The sequence below is a fragment of the Janthinobacterium rivuli genome (genome assembly GCF_029690045.1).
GTDB lineage: Bacteria > Pseudomonadota > Gammaproteobacteria > Burkholderiales > Burkholderiaceae_D > Janthinobacterium > Janthinobacterium rivuli.
In genome coordinates this window covers 1,083,593-1,100,354 of record NZ_CP121464.1, presented here as the reverse complement: position 1 = coordinate 1,100,354, position 16,762 = coordinate 1,083,593, and the positions used below count along the sequence as shown (strand labels likewise).

The 16,762-nt window shown below is 61.9% G+C and carries 12 protein-coding genes; 5 read left to right on the top strand and 7 right to left on the bottom strand.

The window, feature by feature from the left end:
• The first annotated feature begins 4 nt into the window (after positions 1-4).
• A complete protein-coding gene (locus tag P9875_RS04950; RefSeq protein WP_099403394.1) occupies positions 5-3,583 on the top strand; it encodes an ABC transporter permease/M1 family aminopeptidase in 3,579 nt (1,192 codons plus the stop codon).
• Positions 3,584-3,637: 54 nt separating this feature from the next.
• Here P9875_RS04950 and P9875_RS04945 read toward each other — a convergent pair whose 3' ends face one another.
• The 4 genes from P9875_RS04945 to P9875_RS04930 form a co-directional block, all read right to left on the bottom strand.
• The gene (locus P9875_RS04945; protein WP_278317729.1) at positions 3,638-4,021 is read right to left on the bottom strand and encodes a hypothetical protein; all 384 of its coding nucleotides are present in this window, start codon (positions 4,019-4,021) and stop codon (positions 3,638-3,640) included.
• A 170-nt stretch (positions 4,022-4,191) separates the two neighbouring features.
• On the bottom strand, positions 4,192-5,655 hold the full coding sequence (locus P9875_RS04940; protein WP_278317728.1) for a catalase: 1,464 nt from the start codon (positions 5,653-5,655) through the stop codon (positions 4,192-4,194).
• Positions 5,656-5,748: 93 nt separating this feature from the next.
• Positions 5,749-6,405 (bottom strand): DsbA family protein, encoded by a 657-nt coding sequence (locus P9875_RS04935; RefSeq protein ID WP_278317727.1) that lies wholly within the window; start codon positions 6,403-6,405, stop codon positions 5,749-5,751.
• 20 nt (positions 6,406-6,425) lie between these two features.
• Positions 6,426-7,295: an MBL fold metallo-hydrolase gene (locus P9875_RS04930; protein WP_035824553.1), complete on the bottom strand. Its 870-nt coding sequence runs from the start codon at positions 7,293-7,295 to the stop codon at positions 6,426-6,428.
• A 199-nt stretch (positions 7,296-7,494) separates the two neighbouring features.
• Between P9875_RS04930 and P9875_RS04925 the strand changes: the two genes are divergently transcribed.
• The 3 genes from P9875_RS04925 to P9875_RS04915 all read left to right on the top strand — a co-directional run bounded on the left by P9875_RS04925 (position 7,495) and on the right by P9875_RS04915 (position 11,185).
• Entirely contained in the window at positions 7,495-8,946 is a 1,452-nt protein-coding gene (locus tag P9875_RS04925; RefSeq protein WP_423221816.1) for an alkaline phosphatase, read from the top strand.
• Between the two features lie 29 nt (positions 8,947-8,975).
• Entirely contained in the window at positions 8,976-10,385 is a 1,410-nt protein-coding gene (locus tag P9875_RS04920; protein WP_423221815.1) for an alkaline phosphatase, read from the top strand.
• Between the two features lie 74 nt (positions 10,386-10,459).
• Positions 10,460-11,185: a hypothetical protein gene (locus tag P9875_RS04915; RefSeq protein ID WP_278317726.1), complete on the top strand. Its 726-nt coding sequence runs from the start codon at positions 10,460-10,462 to the stop codon at positions 11,183-11,185.
• Positions 11,186-11,264: 79 nt separating this feature from the next.
• On the opposite strand, the gene P9875_RS04910 is transcribed toward P9875_RS04915, so the two are convergent.
• From P9875_RS04910 to dprA, 3 genes are all read right to left on the bottom strand, one after another.
• Positions 11,265-13,928, bottom strand: a complete 2,664-nt coding sequence (locus P9875_RS04910) for a DNA topoisomerase III (protein ID WP_035824548.1) — start codon at positions 13,926-13,928, stop codon at positions 11,265-11,267.
• Positions 13,929-14,191: 263 nt separating this feature from the next.
• On the bottom strand, positions 14,192-14,656 hold the full coding sequence (locus tag P9875_RS04905; protein WP_034749287.1) for a DUF494 family protein: 465 nt from the start codon (positions 14,654-14,656) through the stop codon (positions 14,192-14,194).
• A 94-nt stretch (positions 14,657-14,750) separates the two neighbouring features.
• On the bottom strand, positions 14,751-15,854 hold the full coding sequence (gene dprA / locus P9875_RS04900; protein ID WP_278317725.1) for a DNA-processing protein DprA: 1,104 nt from the start codon (positions 15,852-15,854) through the stop codon (positions 14,751-14,753).
• 305 nt (positions 15,855-16,159) lie between these two features.
• Between dprA and def the strand changes: the two genes are divergently transcribed.
• Positions 16,160-16,702: a peptide deformylase gene (gene def / locus P9875_RS04895; RefSeq protein WP_099403342.1), complete on the top strand. Its 543-nt coding sequence runs from the start codon at positions 16,160-16,162 to the stop codon at positions 16,700-16,702.
• The last annotated feature ends 60 nt before the right edge of the window (positions 16,703-16,762 follow it).

The window sequence follows — 16,762 nt, the reverse complement described above, 5'->3', positions numbered from 1 at the left end:
GGCCATGTTTGCCATCGCCCGCTTTGAAGCGCGACAGCGGCTCAAGCTGCTGTCCACCTGGGTGTATTTCGTCATGTTTCTGGCGCTGGCCATGCTGTGGATGGCTGCCGCCGGCGGCGTCTTCAAGGAAGCGAGCATCAGTTTCGGCGGCAAGTTCCTGATCAACGCACCGCGCTCGCTGGCATTTACGTGCAGCGTGCTGGGCTGCTTCGGCGCCGTGGTCGTCGCCGCCATGATGGGCCGTTCGGTGCAGCAGGATTTCGAGTACGGCATGCAGCATTTCTTCTTCAGCGCGCCGATCAAGAAGTACCAGTACGTGTTTGGCCGCTTTCTCGGCGCCTGGCTGGTGCTGGCGGTGGTGTTTTCCAGCATCGTCATCGGCGCCTGGCTGGGCGCCTGGCTGCCCGGCATCGATCCGGAACGGCTGGGGCCGCAACGGGCGCTGGCCTACCTGATGCCGTATGTGTTTACCCTGCTGCCGAATCTGTTCATCTTCGGCGCCATTTTCTTCGTCATCGCGGCCCTGACGCGGCGCATGCTGCCCGTGTACATCAGCTCGGTAGTCATGCTGATCGGCTATCTGGTGGCGCCGTCGCTGGCGCGCGACCTCGACTACAAGACCCTGGCCGCCCTGATCGACCCCTTCGGCACCACGGCGCTGATACGCCTGACGGAATACTGGCCGAACGCGGAGCGCAACACGCGCCTCGTCACGCTGGAAGGCGTGTACCTGCTGAACCGCGCCATCTGGTCCGGCTTCGCCCTCGTGGCCTTGCTGCTCGGTTACTGGCGCTTCCAGTTCCACGCCACGACGGACGCGGGCGCCGGCAAGCGCCGCAGCGAGGGCGAGGCGCCGCAGCGCCTGTCGAACGCTTCGCTGTCCACGCAGGAAACACCGGACTTCGCGCAGCGCAGTCTGGCCGCCCTGCTCGTCAAGATGAGCTGGCTGAACCTGCGCGAAACCATCAAGAACATCTATTTTGTCGTCATCGTGCTGGCCGGCGTGCTGACCATGTATGCCGGTGCGCTCGACATGGGCTCCATTTACGGCACGAATACCTATCCCGTGACGGAAAAGGTGCTGGACATGGTCAACGCCTCGTTCGCCCTGTTCATGCTGGTCATTACCACTTTCTATGCGGGCGAGCTGGTGTGGCGCGAACGCGAGGCAGGCACGTATCTGATGCTCGACGCCCTGCCCGTGCCGAACTGGCTGCCCCTGCTGTCGAAACTGTTTGCGCTGATCAGCCTGCAAGCCTTGCTGAGCCTGGTCATCATGCTGTGCGGCATGTCGATCCAGGTCTTCAAGGGCTATTACCGCCTCGACCCCGGCCTGTATGTGGAATCGCTGTTCCTGTCGCACCTGCCCTACTATGCGCTGATCGCCGTGCTGGCCATCTTTTTGCAGGTGTTGATCAATCACAAGTACCTGGCGTATTTCGCCATGATCCTGTACCACATCGCCAGCATCAGCTTTTCCTCGCTGGGCCTGGGCGACCCGCTGCTGCTGTACGCCAGCACGCCGGACTTCATCTATTCGGCCATGAACGGCGCCGGCCACTATCTGTTGCGCGAACGCTGGTACTTGCTGTACTGGAGCGGCGCGGCCGTCATGCTGACGGTGCTGTCGCTGCTGTTCTGGCCCCGCGGCGCGCAGGACAGCTGGCGCATTCGCCTGCGCCTGGCGCGCCACGGCCTGACGCACGGCGTGCTGGCCAGCTTTGCCGGCGGCGCCCTGATCTTCGTCAGCGCCGGCGGCGTGCTGTTCTACGTTTTCCACGTGGCCAACGATTACCAGTCCGAATTTTCCCGCGATGCGGACCGCGCCAGCATCGAGCGCCAGTACCGCAAGTTTGCCGCCACGCCGCAACCGAGAATCACCGACGTGAAACTCGACGTGGCGATCTACCCGGCGCAGCGCAGCCTCACCGTCACGGGCCGCTATGTGCTGCAAAACAAGACCAGCCTGCCGATCAGCCACATTTTTGTGCAGCAAGACCCGACCTCCAGCATGCGCCTGCGTTTCGATGCGCGCGTGCATCCCGGCCTCGATGATGGCAAGCTGGGCTTTTACAGCTACCGCCTGGCCGCGCCGCTGGCGCCGGGCGCCACCCTGGGCCTCGATTTCGACGTCCGCTACGCGCCGCGCGGCATCTTCGGCCTGGGCCAGGACACGCCCGTGGTGGCCAACGGCACCTTCTTCACGAATGCCGTGCTGCCGCACATCGGTTACCAGCCGCAGCAGGAATTGACGGACCCGCGCGACCGCAAGAAACACGGCTTGCCCGCGCGCGAACGGGCCTTGCCGCGCGACGATGCGAAGGGATTGGCCGACAATTACGTCAGCAACGACGCCGACCGCATCAACTTTGACGCCACCGTCAGCACCGTCGACGGCCAGACGGCCATCGCGCCGGGGATGCTGGACAACGACTGGATCGCCAAGGGCCGCCATTACTTCCACTACACGATGGAGCAGCCGATCCTGAATTTCTACGCCTTCCAGTCGGCCCGCTACGCCGTCAGGCACGAGCGCTGGCAAGACGTGGCCATCGACGTGTACTACCATCCTGGCCATGAGTACAACCTCGATCGCTTCGTGCGCGGCAGCAAGGAAGCGCTCGAGTACTACACGAAGAACTTCGGCCCCTACCAGCACAAGATCCTGCGCATCGTCGAATTCCCCCGCTACGCCACGTTCGCGCAATCGTTCCCGAACACGATACCGTATTCGGAAGGGCTGGGCTTCATCGCCCGGGTGGACGACAAGAACCCCAAGGACCTCGACTATCCGTTCTACGTCACGGCGCATGAAGTGGCGCACCAGTGGTGGGCGCATCAATTGGTGGGTGGCAATACGCGGGGCGCTACCGTGCTCAGCGAAACCCTGGCCGAATATTCGGCCCTGATGGTGATGAAGAAAAGCGTGGGGCCGGCCAAGATGCGCCGCTTCCTGCGCTATGACCTGAATCAATACCTGATGGGGCGCAGCGAAGAGCGCAAGAAGGAATTGCCGCTGGCCGAGAATGAAAACCAGGCCTACATCCACTACCACAAAGGCAGCCTGGCCATGTACTTGCTGCAAGATATCATCGGCGAAGACAAGGTCAACGGCGTGCTGCGCGACTTGCTCAAGACCCATGGCCAGAAAGGCCCGCCGTATGCCAGCGTGACGGCCCTGGTACAAGGCTTGCGCCTGGTCACGCCGCCCGAGCAGGCTTACCTGATCGACGACCTGTTCGAGAAAATCGTGCTGTTCGACAATCGCGCCCTGTCGGCCACGGCCACCAAACGCAGCGATGGCAAGTACGCCGTCACCGTCAAGGTGCAGGCCAGCAAATTGACGGCGGGCGAACAGGGAGAGGAACACGATGCGCCCCTGCACGACTGGATCGAGATCGGCGTCGACGACGCGAATGGCCATCCGCTGCTGCGCGAACGCCTGCGCATGACGGCGCGCGAGGCGAGCTACACCGTCATCGTCGGCAGCCGGCCCGGCAAGGCGGGCATCGATCCCGACAACAAGCTGATCGACCGCAAGCCGGACGACAATATGGTCACCGTCGAGCTCGAAGAACCATGACGAAAAATGGCCACCCTGAACAGGTGGCCATTTTTTTTGAATATCAGGCGTTCATCAGACTGCGGCGCGGCGCGTCACCAGGCTCAGGCTGATGCCCATTTCCGTCAAATGCTGCATGTCGGCCAGGGTCAGGTCCAGCGGAGAGTCGAGCGTATCGTCGCCGTTCAGTTCCAGTTGCAGCTCGGCCACGATGCGCGGCATCGTGAAGCTGACGCCGCGCGAGCGGCATTCGGCCAGATAGCTGCGTATGCGCGAGGGCAACACTTGCGATTTCGGCGCCTGCGCAATCAGCACTTCAAAGCCGGAATCGAGATGCACGCGATTCGCGCCCTTCGCCTCGCCCTTGCGCCATTGCCGCTCCGGATCCGTGGGCAAGACTTCGAGGATGGATTTGAGCGTGGGGTCGTCCCCATGCACCGACAGCTTCGCCATATTCATATTGCAAGACTTTCTAGTCAGGACGCCGCCAGGAAGGCGGCGCGATCATCAGACCAACAAGTCTACGCATGGAAGGCAAATATGTCCATACGGCAATATTTGGTATCCCATTCTATTTTGTGCTGCATCAACAACAGGCGGAACACACTTGTTCCGCCTGCAACATCCGCTTACACGGTCACGCCGCGTGCCTGCAAGGCGGCGCGCACGCCGGCGCCGTAGGCCGCATCGGCCCGGTCAAAGTGGCCGAGTTGACGCTGCAAGGTTTCCGGGCGCACCTGGCTCAGGGGACCGGCCAGATTGTCGAACAGGTTTTGCTTCGCCTGGTCAGACATCAAGCGGAACAGATTGCCAGCCTGCGTAAAGTCGTCTTCCACACCGCGCCCATCGTAGCGCGCCGCGCCGCCATCGAGCGCCAGCGCCGGTTCACCATGACCCAGCCCTTGCGGCTGCGTGCCCGCCGCCGCCACGTTGGCGTAGTTCTTTGCCGCGCCGCCATTGTGAATCGCCATGCCGCCGTCGCGCTGCTGGTTGTGGAAGGGGCAGCGGGCCGCATTCACGGGCAGATGCTGGTGATTCGTGCCGACGCGGTACAGCTGGGCGTCGTGGTAGGCGAACAGCCGGCCTTGCAGCATCTTGTCCGGCGAGTAACCCATGCCGGGCACGGCGTTGGCCGGCGAAAACGCTGCCTGCTCGACTTCCGCGTGGTAATTGTCCGGATTGCGGTTCAGCTCGAAAATACCCACGGGCAGCAGCGGGAAGTCCGCGTGCGGCCACACTTTCGTCAGGTCGAACGGGTTCCAGCCCGTGCGCTGCTCCCATGCATCGAGTTGTTCCTGCGTCGCCACCTGCAGCTTGACTTCCCACTGGGGGAAATCGCCGCGTTCGATGGCGCCGAACAGGTCGCGCTGGGCGTAGTCGGGATCGGCGCCGGCCAGGCGCCCCGCTTCCGCGGCAGGCAAATTCTTGATGCCCTGGCGCGTCTTGAAGTGCCATTTCACGTACACGCGCTGGCCGTCGGCATTGATCAGGCTATACGTGTGGCTGCCGAAGCCATCCATGTGGCGGTAGCCGTCCGGCGTGCCGCGGTCCGAGAACAGCATGGTGACCTGGTGCAGGCTTTCCGGCGCATGGCTCCAGAAATCGAACATCATTTCGGCCGATTTCAAGTTGCTTTGCGGATCACGCTTTTGCGTGTGGACGAAATCGGGGAACTTGATCGGGTCCTTGATGAAGAACATCGGCGTGTTGTTGCCAACCAAGTCCCAGTTGCCCTCTTCCGTATAGAAACGCACGGCGAAACCGCGCGGGTCGCGTTCCGTGTCTGCACTGCCGCGTTCGCCGCCGACGGTGGAAAAGCGCGCGAAGGTGGACGTCTGCTTGCCCACTTCAGCAAACAATTTGGCCTTGGTGTAGCGCGAAATGTCGTGCGTGACGGTAAAGGTGCCGTAGGCGCCCGAACCTTTCGCGTGCACGACGCGCTCAGGGATGCGCTCGCGGTTGAAATGCTGGAGTTTTTCGATCAGGTGGAAGTCTTGCAGCAGCAGCGGGCCGCGAGGACCGGCGCTGAGGGAATTCTGGTTGTCGGCGACGGGAATGCCCGAGGCGGTACTGAATGGCGGCTGTTGGCTCATGGCTGCTTTTCCTTCGTTGTTGACTAATGGATGCAGTGTAACGAGGTCAACAACAAAGGAAAAGCTAATTGATTTTATCGATCCGATAGATATTTACAATGTACAACCTTGTGCATCGCACACGCCACCGAGCTGCGCCTGCAACTTCGCCGGCTGGCCCAAAAAGCCGCCGATATCGATCACGGACAATTTTCCGCCGCCATCGTCGAGCACGAAGGTGGGAAAGCCCTGTCCGCCCACCTGCGCCAGCAAGGCGCGGCTGGCGTCGATATGCCGCTGCGTGGCGGCGCCCGCCTGGCGCGCATACTCGGCCTGGAAGGCGGCGCCATCCATGTCCAGCTCTTGCGCCAGGGTCACCAGCACAGGCAGGTCGGCGATGCGCAAGCCGTCCACGTAATGGGCGCGCTGCACGCGCTGCAGCATGTCCAGGCCCTTGCCAGCCAGGACTTCCGCCGCCAGGATGGCCGTGATCGGCGGTTCGGAATCCATCATGGCCGTCGTGTCGTTCAGCAAGCCATTCATATAAGCATCGCCGAATGGCTGGCCTGACAATTGCTCGATGCGCCGGTCATGCGGCAGCACATAGCCGCGCCACTCGGGCGTGATCTGGCGGCGATTGCTGCCCGTCATCATGCCGCCGCCGTGGAAGGCCACTGTCAGGCCAGGCACGGCGCGCGCCGCCTCGACCAGCGGCGCGGCGCCGTAGCACCAGCCGCACAGAGGATCGAAAATGTAGTGCAGTGTGGGCATGCCGGCCTCCGGCTTGCCGCTTACCATTTCATCTCACCCTTCGCCACTTTCGCGCTGGTTTCCAGGGCGCCATCGAGGCCCAGCTTCGGATAGCGCATTTTCATCGCCTCGATCAGGGCGGCCGAATTGGCGGCCTTGGCCGTTTCCGCTTCAAACGTCACCAGGTAGTCGCGCGTAAAACCAATGCTGTCCGGCGTCAGGGGCGAACCGACCTTGAAGTGGCCAGGCACGACGGTGACGGGCTTCAGGGCGGCGATGCCGTCCAGGGTCTTGAGCCAGTCCTGGCGCGATTGCAGGCTTTGCGTATCGGCCGTCCACACGTGCAAGTTGCCAAACAGCACCACGCCACCGACGACGGCCTTGATCGATGGTATCCACACATAGGTGCGCGCTGGGGTCGGGCCGGCGATGTCCAGCGACCGGCCTTCCAGGCTGATGCGCTTGCCCGTCAACGCTTCCGGAATGACGATGCCGTGCGGCGCATTGTCCTTCAAAATCGGGCCCCAGTAGGCGACCTTGGCGTCGGCCTTGCGGCGAATTTCCGCGACCGTTTCCGGCGTGGCAACGATCTTTGCCTGCGGGAAAGCCGCCTTGATCACGTCGAGGCCAAAGTAAAAATCGGGATCGCTGTGGCTGATGTACACCGTCGTCAGTTTCTTGCCGCTGGCGCGAATCTTTTCCACCAGCTTTTGCGCTTCGGCGCGCGAAAACTGCGCATCGATCAGCACGGCGTCATGCTTGCCCGCAACCAATACAGAAGCGACGGGAAAGATGGCCGCTTCGCCCGGGTTGAACACTTCCAGGGTCAGGGGGGCGCTGGCGGCGGCCGAGGCGGCGCCGGCGGCAAACACGGTGGAAACAAGAACGCTGCTGATGGTTTTGGTGAACATGATCTGCCTTCACAAGATGATTGGATGACTGCATCTTACGTTGCTCGGTTCGGTAGAAAAACCCGTTAAAGCGCAATAGTTTGTTGCACAGTTCGGCACAATGGCCGGCCATCGAACACCAAATGTGTCACAGCGTCATGATGGCGTCACATTGGATTGTTATCTTGCCAGCTCTTTCCAACCTAGCCGGATGAACCACATGACACGCAGAAAAATTTCCGTCGCTGGCTGCAGCGTCGCCATCACCCTGATGCTGGCCGCCTGCGGCAGCGATGCAAAAAAAGAAGAGGCAGTGGTCGAAGCACCACCGAAAAACGTCATCTTCTTCCTCGGCGATGGCATGGGCCTGACCACCATGACGGCCGCGCGCATCTATTCGGTGGGCGAAGAAGGTGCGCTGACCATGGATACCCTGCCGGAAACGGCCTTCGTGAAAACCTTCTCGAACGACGCGCAAGTGACGGACAGCGCGCCATCGATGGCCGCCTACATGACCGGTGTCAAGATGAACAATGAAGTCATCTCGATGTCGGCCAATACGGTCGCCATCGATCCGGGCACGGATGCGAACGGCAACAAGCTGGTCAACAAATGCGGCACCGGCAACGGCACGCCCGCCACCACCCTGCTGGAACTGGCCAAGGCCAAGGGCTTTGCCGCCGGCGTCGTCAGCACGGCGCGCGTGACGCACGCCACGCCGGCCGCCACCTACTCGCACATCTGCCACCGCGACCTGGAAAACGATATCGCCGCGGCCCTGGTACCGGGCGGCACCGGCTACAACAGCGCGCTGGGCACCGCTGGCCTGGACGTGGTCCTCGGCGGCGGCGCGCAATTCTTCAAGCCGTTCAAGGATGGCGGCAAGCGTTCCGACGGGCGCGACCTGGTCGCCGAACTGAAGGCCAAAAGCTACACGGTCGCCAACAACGCCACCGACTTCAAGGCCGTCGATGCGGCCAAGACGGAGCGCCTGTTCGGCGTGTTCACGTCCAGCCACATGAGCTACGACCTGGACCGCGATGCAGCCAAGGAACCGAGCCTGGCGGAAATGACCACGAAGGCCATGGACGTATTGGCCAAGAACAAGAAGGGTTACTTCCTGATGGTCGAAGGCGGCCGCATCGACCATGCGCTGCACGAAACGACGGCCAAGAAAGCGCTGCAAGACACCGTCGCGTTCGACAACGCCATCAAGGCCGCCATCGAGAAAGCCAAGCTGACCGACCCGACCTTGGCCAATACCCTGATCGTCGTCACGGCCGACCATGACCACACCCTGGTACTGAACGGCTACGCCAAGCGCACGGGCAAGACGGCTGCCGGCAACCCTGGCGTGCTGGGCGTGGTGAAGAACTACGTCACTGGCGCGGTCGAAAAAGACCTGGACGGTGCTCCGTATTCGATCATCGGCTTCGGCAATGGCGAAAACCGCACGCAAGCTAGCCGCGCCGCCATGGCCAGCCTCGATGAAACCGTCACCAGCGCCAATAATTACCATCAGGAAGCGGTGATCCGCACGGCCATCGGCAATGAAACCCACGGTGGCACCGACGTCTTCCTGGGCGCCATCGGCAAGGGTTCGGAAACCTTCCTGGGCACCATCGACAACACCAAAGTATTCGGCCTGGTCAAGACGGCCGGCGGTCTGTAATCCCCAAGAGACAAGAATTGGACAAGCATATGAAACCAGCATTGAAATCCGCCTTGAAACTGTCGCTGCTGACCACGCTCGTGGCTGCCAGCGTTGCCAGCGCCTACGCCGCCGACGCCAAGAACGTCATCTTCTTCCTCGGCGACGGCATGGGCCCGTCCGTCGTGACGGCGTCGCGCATCTACCAATACGGCGAAAACGGCAGCCTGACGATGGACACACTGGAGCGCACGGCGCGCATCAAGACGTTCTCGAACGATGCGCAAACGACGGACAGCGCGCCATCGATGGCCGCCTACATGACCGGCGTCAAGATGAACAATGAAGTCATCTCGATGGCGCAGGAGACGATCGCCAAAGAGCCCGGCCGCGACGCCAACGGCAACCTGGGCGTGGACAATTGCCCGGCCGGCGGCAAGAGCGCGCCGACCATTCTGGAACTGGCGAAAGCCAAGGGCAAGGCCGTGGGCGCCATCACCACCACGGAACTGACGCACGCCACGCCGGCGACGACGTTCTCGCACATCTGCAACCGCAATGCGCAATACGCGATCGCCGCGCAAGCGACGCCAGGCGGCACGGGCTACAACACGGCGCTGGGCGACGGCGTCGACGTGCTGATGGGCGGCGGCCGCAACCACTTCACGCCTTGGTCGGCCAGCAACAAGTATGGCCGCGCCGATGGCCGCAACCTGTTGACGGAATTTGCCGCCAAGGGCTACACCGTGGCCGCGACGAAAGCGGAAATGGCGGCGGCACCTGGCGGGAAAAAATTCATCGGCCTGTACAGCACCCGCAGCCACCTGGAATATGAACTGGACCGCACGGCCACGCCACCGCTGGGCGAAGGCGCGACCCAGCCTAGCCTGTCGGAAATGACCCTCAAGGCAATCGACTTGCTGTCGAAAAACGCGAACGGCTATTTCCTGATGGTTGAAGGCGGCCGCATCGACCACGCCTTGCACGGCATCAACGCCAAGCGCGCGCTGACGGACACCATCGCCTTCGACGACGCCATCAAGGCCGCCATCGCCAAGATCAAGGAAACCGATCCGACCCTGGCCAATACCCTGATCGTCGTCACGGCCGACCATGACCACACCCTGGCCTTCAACGGCTATGGCAAGCGCGGCAACAATATCCTCGACATCAACCGCGGCTACAAGGATAACCAGCCGAGCAAGGATGCCGATGGCAATACCTACACCACCCTAGTGTTCGGCAATGGCCCGAACCGCCCTGCCCTGCGCAGCAACGTCGACAGCGCCACGGCCCTGAAAGACAACTACCTGCAAGAAACAGGCGTGCGTCTGGCCAGCGAAACCCACGGCGGCGGCGACGTCAAGCTGCTGGCCACGGGCGCCGGCGCAAAACCTTTCAAGGGCACCCTGGACAACACCAAGGTGTTTGACTTGCTGAAGGCGGCGTTCGGCTTCTGATCCACATCAACACGGCAACCCCACCGGGGCGGATGGCGCAAGCCCTCCGCCCCTCTGCACGTAAAGGCAACACCATGAAATCGTCCCTGATCGCCGTCCTCCTCGCCGCCGGCTTTGCCGCCAGCGCGCAAGCCGCCCCCGCCACGCCATCCGCTCCTGCCGACCTGGACCTGGGCATCACCTATTACAGCCGCGTCCTGACGCCGGAAGGCGTGACGCGCGAGAGCCGCTACGAAGAAAAGATGCTGCGCCGCCCCGGCCACGTGTGGGTCGAGCGCGTACTGGCGCCGTCGACCGATGCGCATGCGGGCCACAACCATGGCGACAACAGGAAAGTGGCGCTGAAGGCCACGCAGCATGAACACAAGCACTTCAATCCCGTGCTGATCCCCCGCCACGTGATGCTGGAAAAGAACACCGTGCGCGTGGAATACATCGATGCGCATGACAAGATCGTCGTCGCCATCCCCAAGGCCGAGTACGAAAACGTCAATTTCGACGGCTCCTGGGAAAACAGTTTTTACCTGCTGGACCCGAAACTGGTGGCCGCCATGCCGCTGTCGAAACAGGCGTCGACCGTGACGGGCGCGCGCTGGCGCGAAGTGGAAAAGAATGGCGTGTTCCAGCGCATCCTGTGGGATGAGCAAAAGCAGATTCCCCTGGTCATCGAAAGCGGCGACCGCGCGAATACCTTCTATCGCCGGGTCGACGTCAAGCTGCAGCCGACCGTCAGCAAGGCGCAGCCGTGGGCGAATTTGCAGAACTACGCGCAGCGCGAGTATTCCGACTACCTGGACTAAGCGTCAGACTAACGCCAAAAAAAATCGGGACGTAAAAAAAGCCAGGGACATCCCTGGCTTTTGTCTGGCTGAGGCTAGATTACTCCGCCGCTGCCGCTTTCTTCGCCGGCGCCTTCTTGGCGGCCGGCTTTTTCACGGCCGCAGCTTTCTTCGCTGGCGCTTTCTTCACGGCAGCCTTTTTGACCGCCGTTTTCTTCGCTGGCGCCGCGCCTTCTTCGCCTTCGGCCTCGACGGCTGCCGCCTTCGTCTTCGCGCCCGGCTTGGCCTTGCGCTCTTCAAACTCGAAGCTCACCTTGCCATCCTTGCCGCGCACGAGGAAGGCCTTGAACGGACGACGGGTACGCTGGGATACGAACCCAGGCAACAAATCCGTCTTGCCATCGTTGAGCAGTTTTGCCATTTGTTCCGGCAAGATTTCCTGCTGCAAGATGATGCGGCCGCTGCGGAAGTCGCATGTCTTCGGCTTGGCCATGCTGTGTTCGCATACATAGGCCAGGCCCATTTCGTACACGCCGGCATTGCACTTGGGGCAAGGTCCCACGGGCGTCTGGCCCGTGAAATCGACGCCTTCGCCATCTTCGCTCTCGTCGTTCTGGCCGAAATCGAATTCCAGCTTGAAGTTCTTGATCTCTTCATCGCGCACGATGCGCAGGATGGCGGCGAACGGACGGCCCATCTTCGAGCGGAAGCCTTGCAGCGGGCCGATGGTGCGGTCCTTCAGCAATTGTTCCACTTCGGCGATTTCGAACTGGCGCGAACCCGGCGTCTTGCTCATCGAAAATTCGCACTTGGTGCAGGCGAAACGACGGTAGTTTTCCTTCACCACGCCGCTGCAATTCGGGCATGGCGTTTCCAGGGTCGCGTAGTCGCCGGGAATCGTGTCGTTGTCGTATTCCTTGGCCCGCTTGACGATGATTTGCGTCATCTGCGCGATTTCACGCATGAATTCTTCGCGCGAAATCTTGCCTTTTTCCATCTGCGACAGCTTGTATTCCCACTCGCCCGTCAGCTCCGGCGCCGTCAATTCGTTGACGCCCAGGCCTTTCAACAAGGTCATCAGCTGCGACGCCTTGGCCGTCGGGATCAGTTCGCGGCCTTCGCGGATCAGATAGCGTTCCGTCAGCAAGCCCTCGATGGTGGCCGCGCGCGTCGCTGGCGTGCCGAGGCCCTTGCCAGCCATCGCATCGCGCAGCTCGTCGTCGTCGATCAGCTTGCCGGCGCCTTCCATGGCCGACAGCAAGGTCGCCTCCGTGAAGCGCGCAGGCGGTTTCGTCACCAGGCCATTCGCGTTGACGCTTTCCGTCTGTACTTTCTCGCCCTTGGCCACTGGCACCAGATTGCCGTTGCCATTGCTTTCCTTGTCGGCGTCCGTCGAGGCTTCCTTGCCGTAGATGGCCAGCCAGCCCGGATTGGTCATGACCTTGCCTTCAGTCTTGAACTGATGGCCGGACACTTCCGTGTAGCGCGTGGTGACCTGGAATTCCGCAGGCGGGAAGAACACAGCCATGAAGCGGCGCGTGACCAGGTCGTACAATTTTTGTTCCGGCTCGGACAAATTCTTTGGCGCGATCGTCGTCGGGATGATCGCGAAGTGATCCGAGATCTTGGTATTGTCGAAGATGCGCTTGTTCGGCTTGACCCAGCCCTTGTCGATGATCTGCTTGGCGAACTGGTGGTAGTTGCTGTTTTCCTTGACCGTTTCCAGCGCCTGCAGCACGGTCGGCATGTAGTCTTCCGGCAGGTGGCGCGAATCGGTACGCGGATACGTCAGCACCTTGTGCTTTTCATACAGCGCCTGGGCCAGGCCCAGGGTATTTTTAGCGGAGAAGCCGAAACGCGAGTTCGCTTCGCGCTGCAGGCTGGTCAGGTCGAACAGGCCCGGCGCCATCGAGGTGGTCGGTTTCGATTCTTCCGTGACGATGCCTTGGCGGCCGCGGCAGGCGGTGGCGATCGAGTCGGCAGCCGTCTTGCTCCACAGGCGCTCGGCGCGCTTCTCGGGATCGTTCTCGTCCTTCTTGAATTTCGTGTCGAGCCAGCGGCCTTCATAGATGCCGGCCGCACAGACGAATTCGGCGCGCACTTCCCAGAAGTCGCGCGGCACGAATTTCTTAATTTTATCTTCGCGTTCGACCACGATGGACAAGGTTGGCGTTTGCACGCGGCCCACGGTCGTCAGGTAAAAGCCGCCTTCTTTCGAATTGAACGCCGTCATGGCGCGCGTGCCATTGATGCCGATCAACCAATCGGCTTCCGAACGGCAGCGGGCCGCGTCCGCCAGCGGCAGCATTTCTTCGTCGCTGCGCAGGTGCGAGAAACCGTCGCGGATGGCGCCCGGCGTCATCGACTGCAGCCACAGGCGCTTGACCGGTTGCTTGGCTTTCGCGTTTTGCGCGATCAGGCGGAAAATCAGCTCGCCTTCGCGCCCCGCATCGCATGCGTTGATGAGGGTGGTAACGTCTTTGCGTTTGATCAGCTTGTTTAATACTTTGAGGCGCGCTTCCGTCTTGGCGATCGGGTTCAGCGCGAAATACGGTGGAATCATCGGCAAGTGCGCGAAACTCCATTTGCCGCGCTTCACGTCGAATTCTTCCGGTACGGCGATCTCCAGCAAGTGGCCGACCGCCGAGGACAGGACGTATTCATCCGATTCAAAGTACTCATCGTGCTTGGTGAAGCCGCCAAGCGTCTTCGCGATATCGTTCGCGACAGAAGGCTTCTCGGCGATGATGAGGGTTTTTGTCATATTTTTTAGTCTCGAAAAATGCTCTAGGATAGTTTCAGCATGCGCATCATACAGTGCATTGCCAGGCGCCGACGCTTTTGTCTGCGCAAGGCCTTGTGACTTGTGGTCTTGTCAAGCGGCCAATGATAAGCGCCTATTGAAGAATTCGGCAAGTTATCTGCAAGCAAGAATGCGCAGGCGCAAACACAATGGGCCGGCGTGGGCGCAGGTGCGGCACATAGTAAAGGGGATGGCGGGACGGCGGCGCCAGTGATGACACTATATTAGTGCAACAAGCGGGGAGGCAGGTCTTCGTCGTCGACAAACAAGTCGTCGAACATCAGGGCATCCGGTTCCTTGCCCTGGCTCCACAGCAGCATCAGCACGATGACTTTCAGCTTGCCCAGCGACACGGGCGCCTCGTCGAGCGCCAGCGCCCGTTCGATGACGATTTCGCGCTGCAAGGGCGAGAGCACCTTGGCGCTTTCGAGGAACTGGATGAAGCCGATGGCGGCCGTGCCCAGCACGTCGCTTTCCTGCTGCACATAGAAACGCGTGCCCGTGGAACTGGCCGTCAGGGTCTGTTCGACGCCGGCCATGGCGTTCAAGTCCGTCAGCCAGACGAGCGCCTCGGAAATCTCCACGTCGTCGAAACCGACGGCCGACAGTTTGCGCGCCAGGACCGCCGGCTCGGGGCAGGCATCGGGGCGATAGTAAGTCTCGTAGAGGTACACCAGGATATCGAACATGGCTCTACTCTAGCAGCTAAGTTCGCTAAGACACAAGGGTGTGCACAGACAAAGCGCCCCCGTGCGGCAAGGCCGCCACACAAGTGCCTAGCTGTCATTTGCAGCGTTGAAACAGTCCTCCCGGCAAGCGTTCCACCCGGCCCGCCAGCTCCAGCGCCAGCAATTCGCCCATCAGCGCGCCCATGGCCAGACCGCTGCGCGCGGCCAGGGTATCGGCATCGAGCGGATCGTGGCCCAGCGCGGCCAGCAGCGGCGGTTCGTCTTCCACCGTTGGCGGCACGTGGGGAACGCCGCCCAGCCATTGCAGTTCCTGCAGCACGTCATCGGCCGACTCGACCAGCTTGGCGCCCTGCTTGATGAGTGCATGGCAACCCTTGGCCAACGTCGCATGGATGGAACCGGGCAAGGCATATACGTCGCGCCCCTGCTCGCCAGCCAGGCGCGCCGTGATCAATGAACCCGATTGCGCGGCCGCCTCGATCACCAGCACGCCGCGCGCCAGGCCGCTGATCAGGCGATTGCGGCGCGGGAAGTTACCTGGCATGGCCGGCAAACCCAGCGCATACTCGCTGACGATGCAGCCTTGTTCGGCGATTCTTTGCGCCAGATCAAGGTTACGTCGCGGATACACCAGATCGGCGCCCGTGCCGATCACGGCCACCGTGGCGCCCGCGCCGCGCAAACCGCCCTCGTGCGCGTGCGTGTCGATGCCCAGCGCCAGCCCGGAAATGATGGTCAAGCCTGCCGCGCTGAGGGCTTGCGCGAAGGCGGCCGCATTCTGCATGCCTTGCGCGCTGGCATTGCGGCTGCCGATGATGGCCACGCCGGGACGCGACAGCAGTTCCGCCCGCCCCCGCACATATAACAAGAGCGGCGGATCGGCGATTTCCAGCAGCAACTGGGGATACGCGGCATCGGCCAGGGTCAGCACGGCGTTGCCGGGCCGCTGCAGCCATTGCAGGGTGAGTTCGAGCTGGCTGTTGGCCACCGGCTTGGGCGGCTGCGCGATGGCGCGCGCCACGCTGGCCGGCACCACTTCGCGCAAGGCCTCGAACGATGCGGCGAAGATGGCCGGCGGCAAGCCGAAGCGGGCCAGCAAGGCGCGCGCCGCCACGGGACCCACGCCGGGCAGGTGCTGCAGGCGCAGCCAGCCCGCCAGTTCCGTGGCCGTGTCTGCCGTCGTTGCAATTGCATGCATGACAACCTCGCTGTGTACGGTGCCATTCCATGCTAGCGCCATGGCGCGCACGCGATACCGACGCGCGCAACAATGCGTGCAATGGCCATGCAAACGGCCCACCGTCCACAGGGAAAGGGGCGTCTGTGATAAAATTTCCCTTTGCAGCAAACGAATAGCGCACTGGCAAACGCATCTGCCGCGCCGTTGCGCCACACGCGCCCAACCGTAGCGTACTCAAAAATAAAATAGCCCTGCCATCGTTCGCATGGCCCAGGCATGAATAATCCGGCGCACCGGCGCCCACCTTAACCAGTCGAATCCGTATGTCCATATTAAATATTCTGCGTTACCCCGATCCGCGCCTGCACACGGTCGCCAAGCCCGTCACCGAATTTGACGCGCGCCTGCAAACCCTGATCGATGACATGGCTGAAACCATGTACGACGCCCCTGGCGTTGGCCTGGCCGCGTCGCAAGTGGACGAACACATCCAGATGATGGTGATCGACACCACCGAAGAGAAAAACCAGCTGCAAGTGTTCGTCAACCCGGAAATCACCTGGGCCAGCGAGGAAAAGCAAGTCTACGACGAAGGCTGTCTGTCCGTGCCTGGCGTCTACGACGGTGTCGAGCGCCCGGCCCGCATCAAGGTGCGCGCCCAGGACCGCCACGGCAAGCAGTTCGAACTGGAAGCCGATGGCTTGCTGGCCGTCTGCATCCAGCATGAGATGGATCACTTGCTGGGCAAGGTATTCGTCGAATACCTGTCGCCGCTCAAGCGCAACCGCATCAAGACCAAGATGATCAAGGAAATCCGTGGTCTCGAGCGCGAAGCGAGCTTGCGTGCACAGAACCGCCGCTTCTAAGCTACTGCTGATAGACTAAGCAGCAACAGTAATCGTCTTACCACGCCAGCCTGGCGCCCT

What these genes read in the sequence shown, in the direction of transcription:
- P9875_RS04945 (WP_278317729.1), bottom strand. Translation starts at nt 4,021, where the DNA reads ATGAATATGGCGAAGCTGTCGGTGCATGGGGACGACCCCACGCTCAAA.
- def (WP_099403342.1), top strand. Translation starts at nt 16,160, where the DNA reads ATGTCCATATTAAATATTCTGCGTTACCCCGATCCGCGCCTGCACACG.
- P9875_RS04935 (WP_278317727.1), bottom strand. Translation starts at nt 6,405, where the DNA reads ATGCCCACACTGCACTACATTTTCGATCCTCTGTGCGGCTGGTGCTAC.
- P9875_RS04910 (WP_035824548.1), bottom strand. Translation starts at nt 13,928, where the DNA reads ATGACAAAAACCCTCATCATCGCCGAGAAGCCTTCTGTCGCGAACGAT.
- P9875_RS04920 (WP_423221815.1), top strand. Translation starts at nt 8,976, where the DNA reads ATGAAACCAGCATTGAAATCCGCCTTGAAACTGTCGCTGCTGACCACG.
- dprA (WP_278317725.1), bottom strand. Translation starts at nt 15,854, where the DNA reads ATGCATGCAATTGCAACGACGGCAGACACGGCCACGGAACTGGCGGGC.
- P9875_RS04940 (WP_278317728.1), bottom strand. Translation starts at nt 5,655, where the DNA reads ATGAGCCAACAGCCGCCATTCAGTACCGCCTCGGGCATTCCCGTCGCC.
- P9875_RS04915 (WP_278317726.1), top strand. Translation starts at nt 10,460, where the DNA reads ATGAAATCGTCCCTGATCGCCGTCCTCCTCGCCGCCGGCTTTGCCGCC.
- P9875_RS04905 (WP_034749287.1), bottom strand. Translation starts at nt 14,656, where the DNA reads ATGTTCGATATCCTGGTGTACCTCTACGAGACTTACTATCGCCCCGAT.
- P9875_RS04950 (WP_099403394.1), top strand. Translation starts at nt 5, where the DNA reads ATGTTTGCCATCGCCCGCTTTGAAGCGCGACAGCGGCTCAAGCTGCTG.
- P9875_RS04925 (WP_423221816.1), top strand. Translation starts at nt 7,495, where the DNA reads ATGACACGCAGAAAAATTTCCGTCGCTGGCTGCAGCGTCGCCATCACC.
- P9875_RS04930 (WP_035824553.1), bottom strand. Translation starts at nt 7,295, where the DNA reads ATGTTCACCAAAACCATCAGCAGCGTTCTTGTTTCCACCGTGTTTGCC.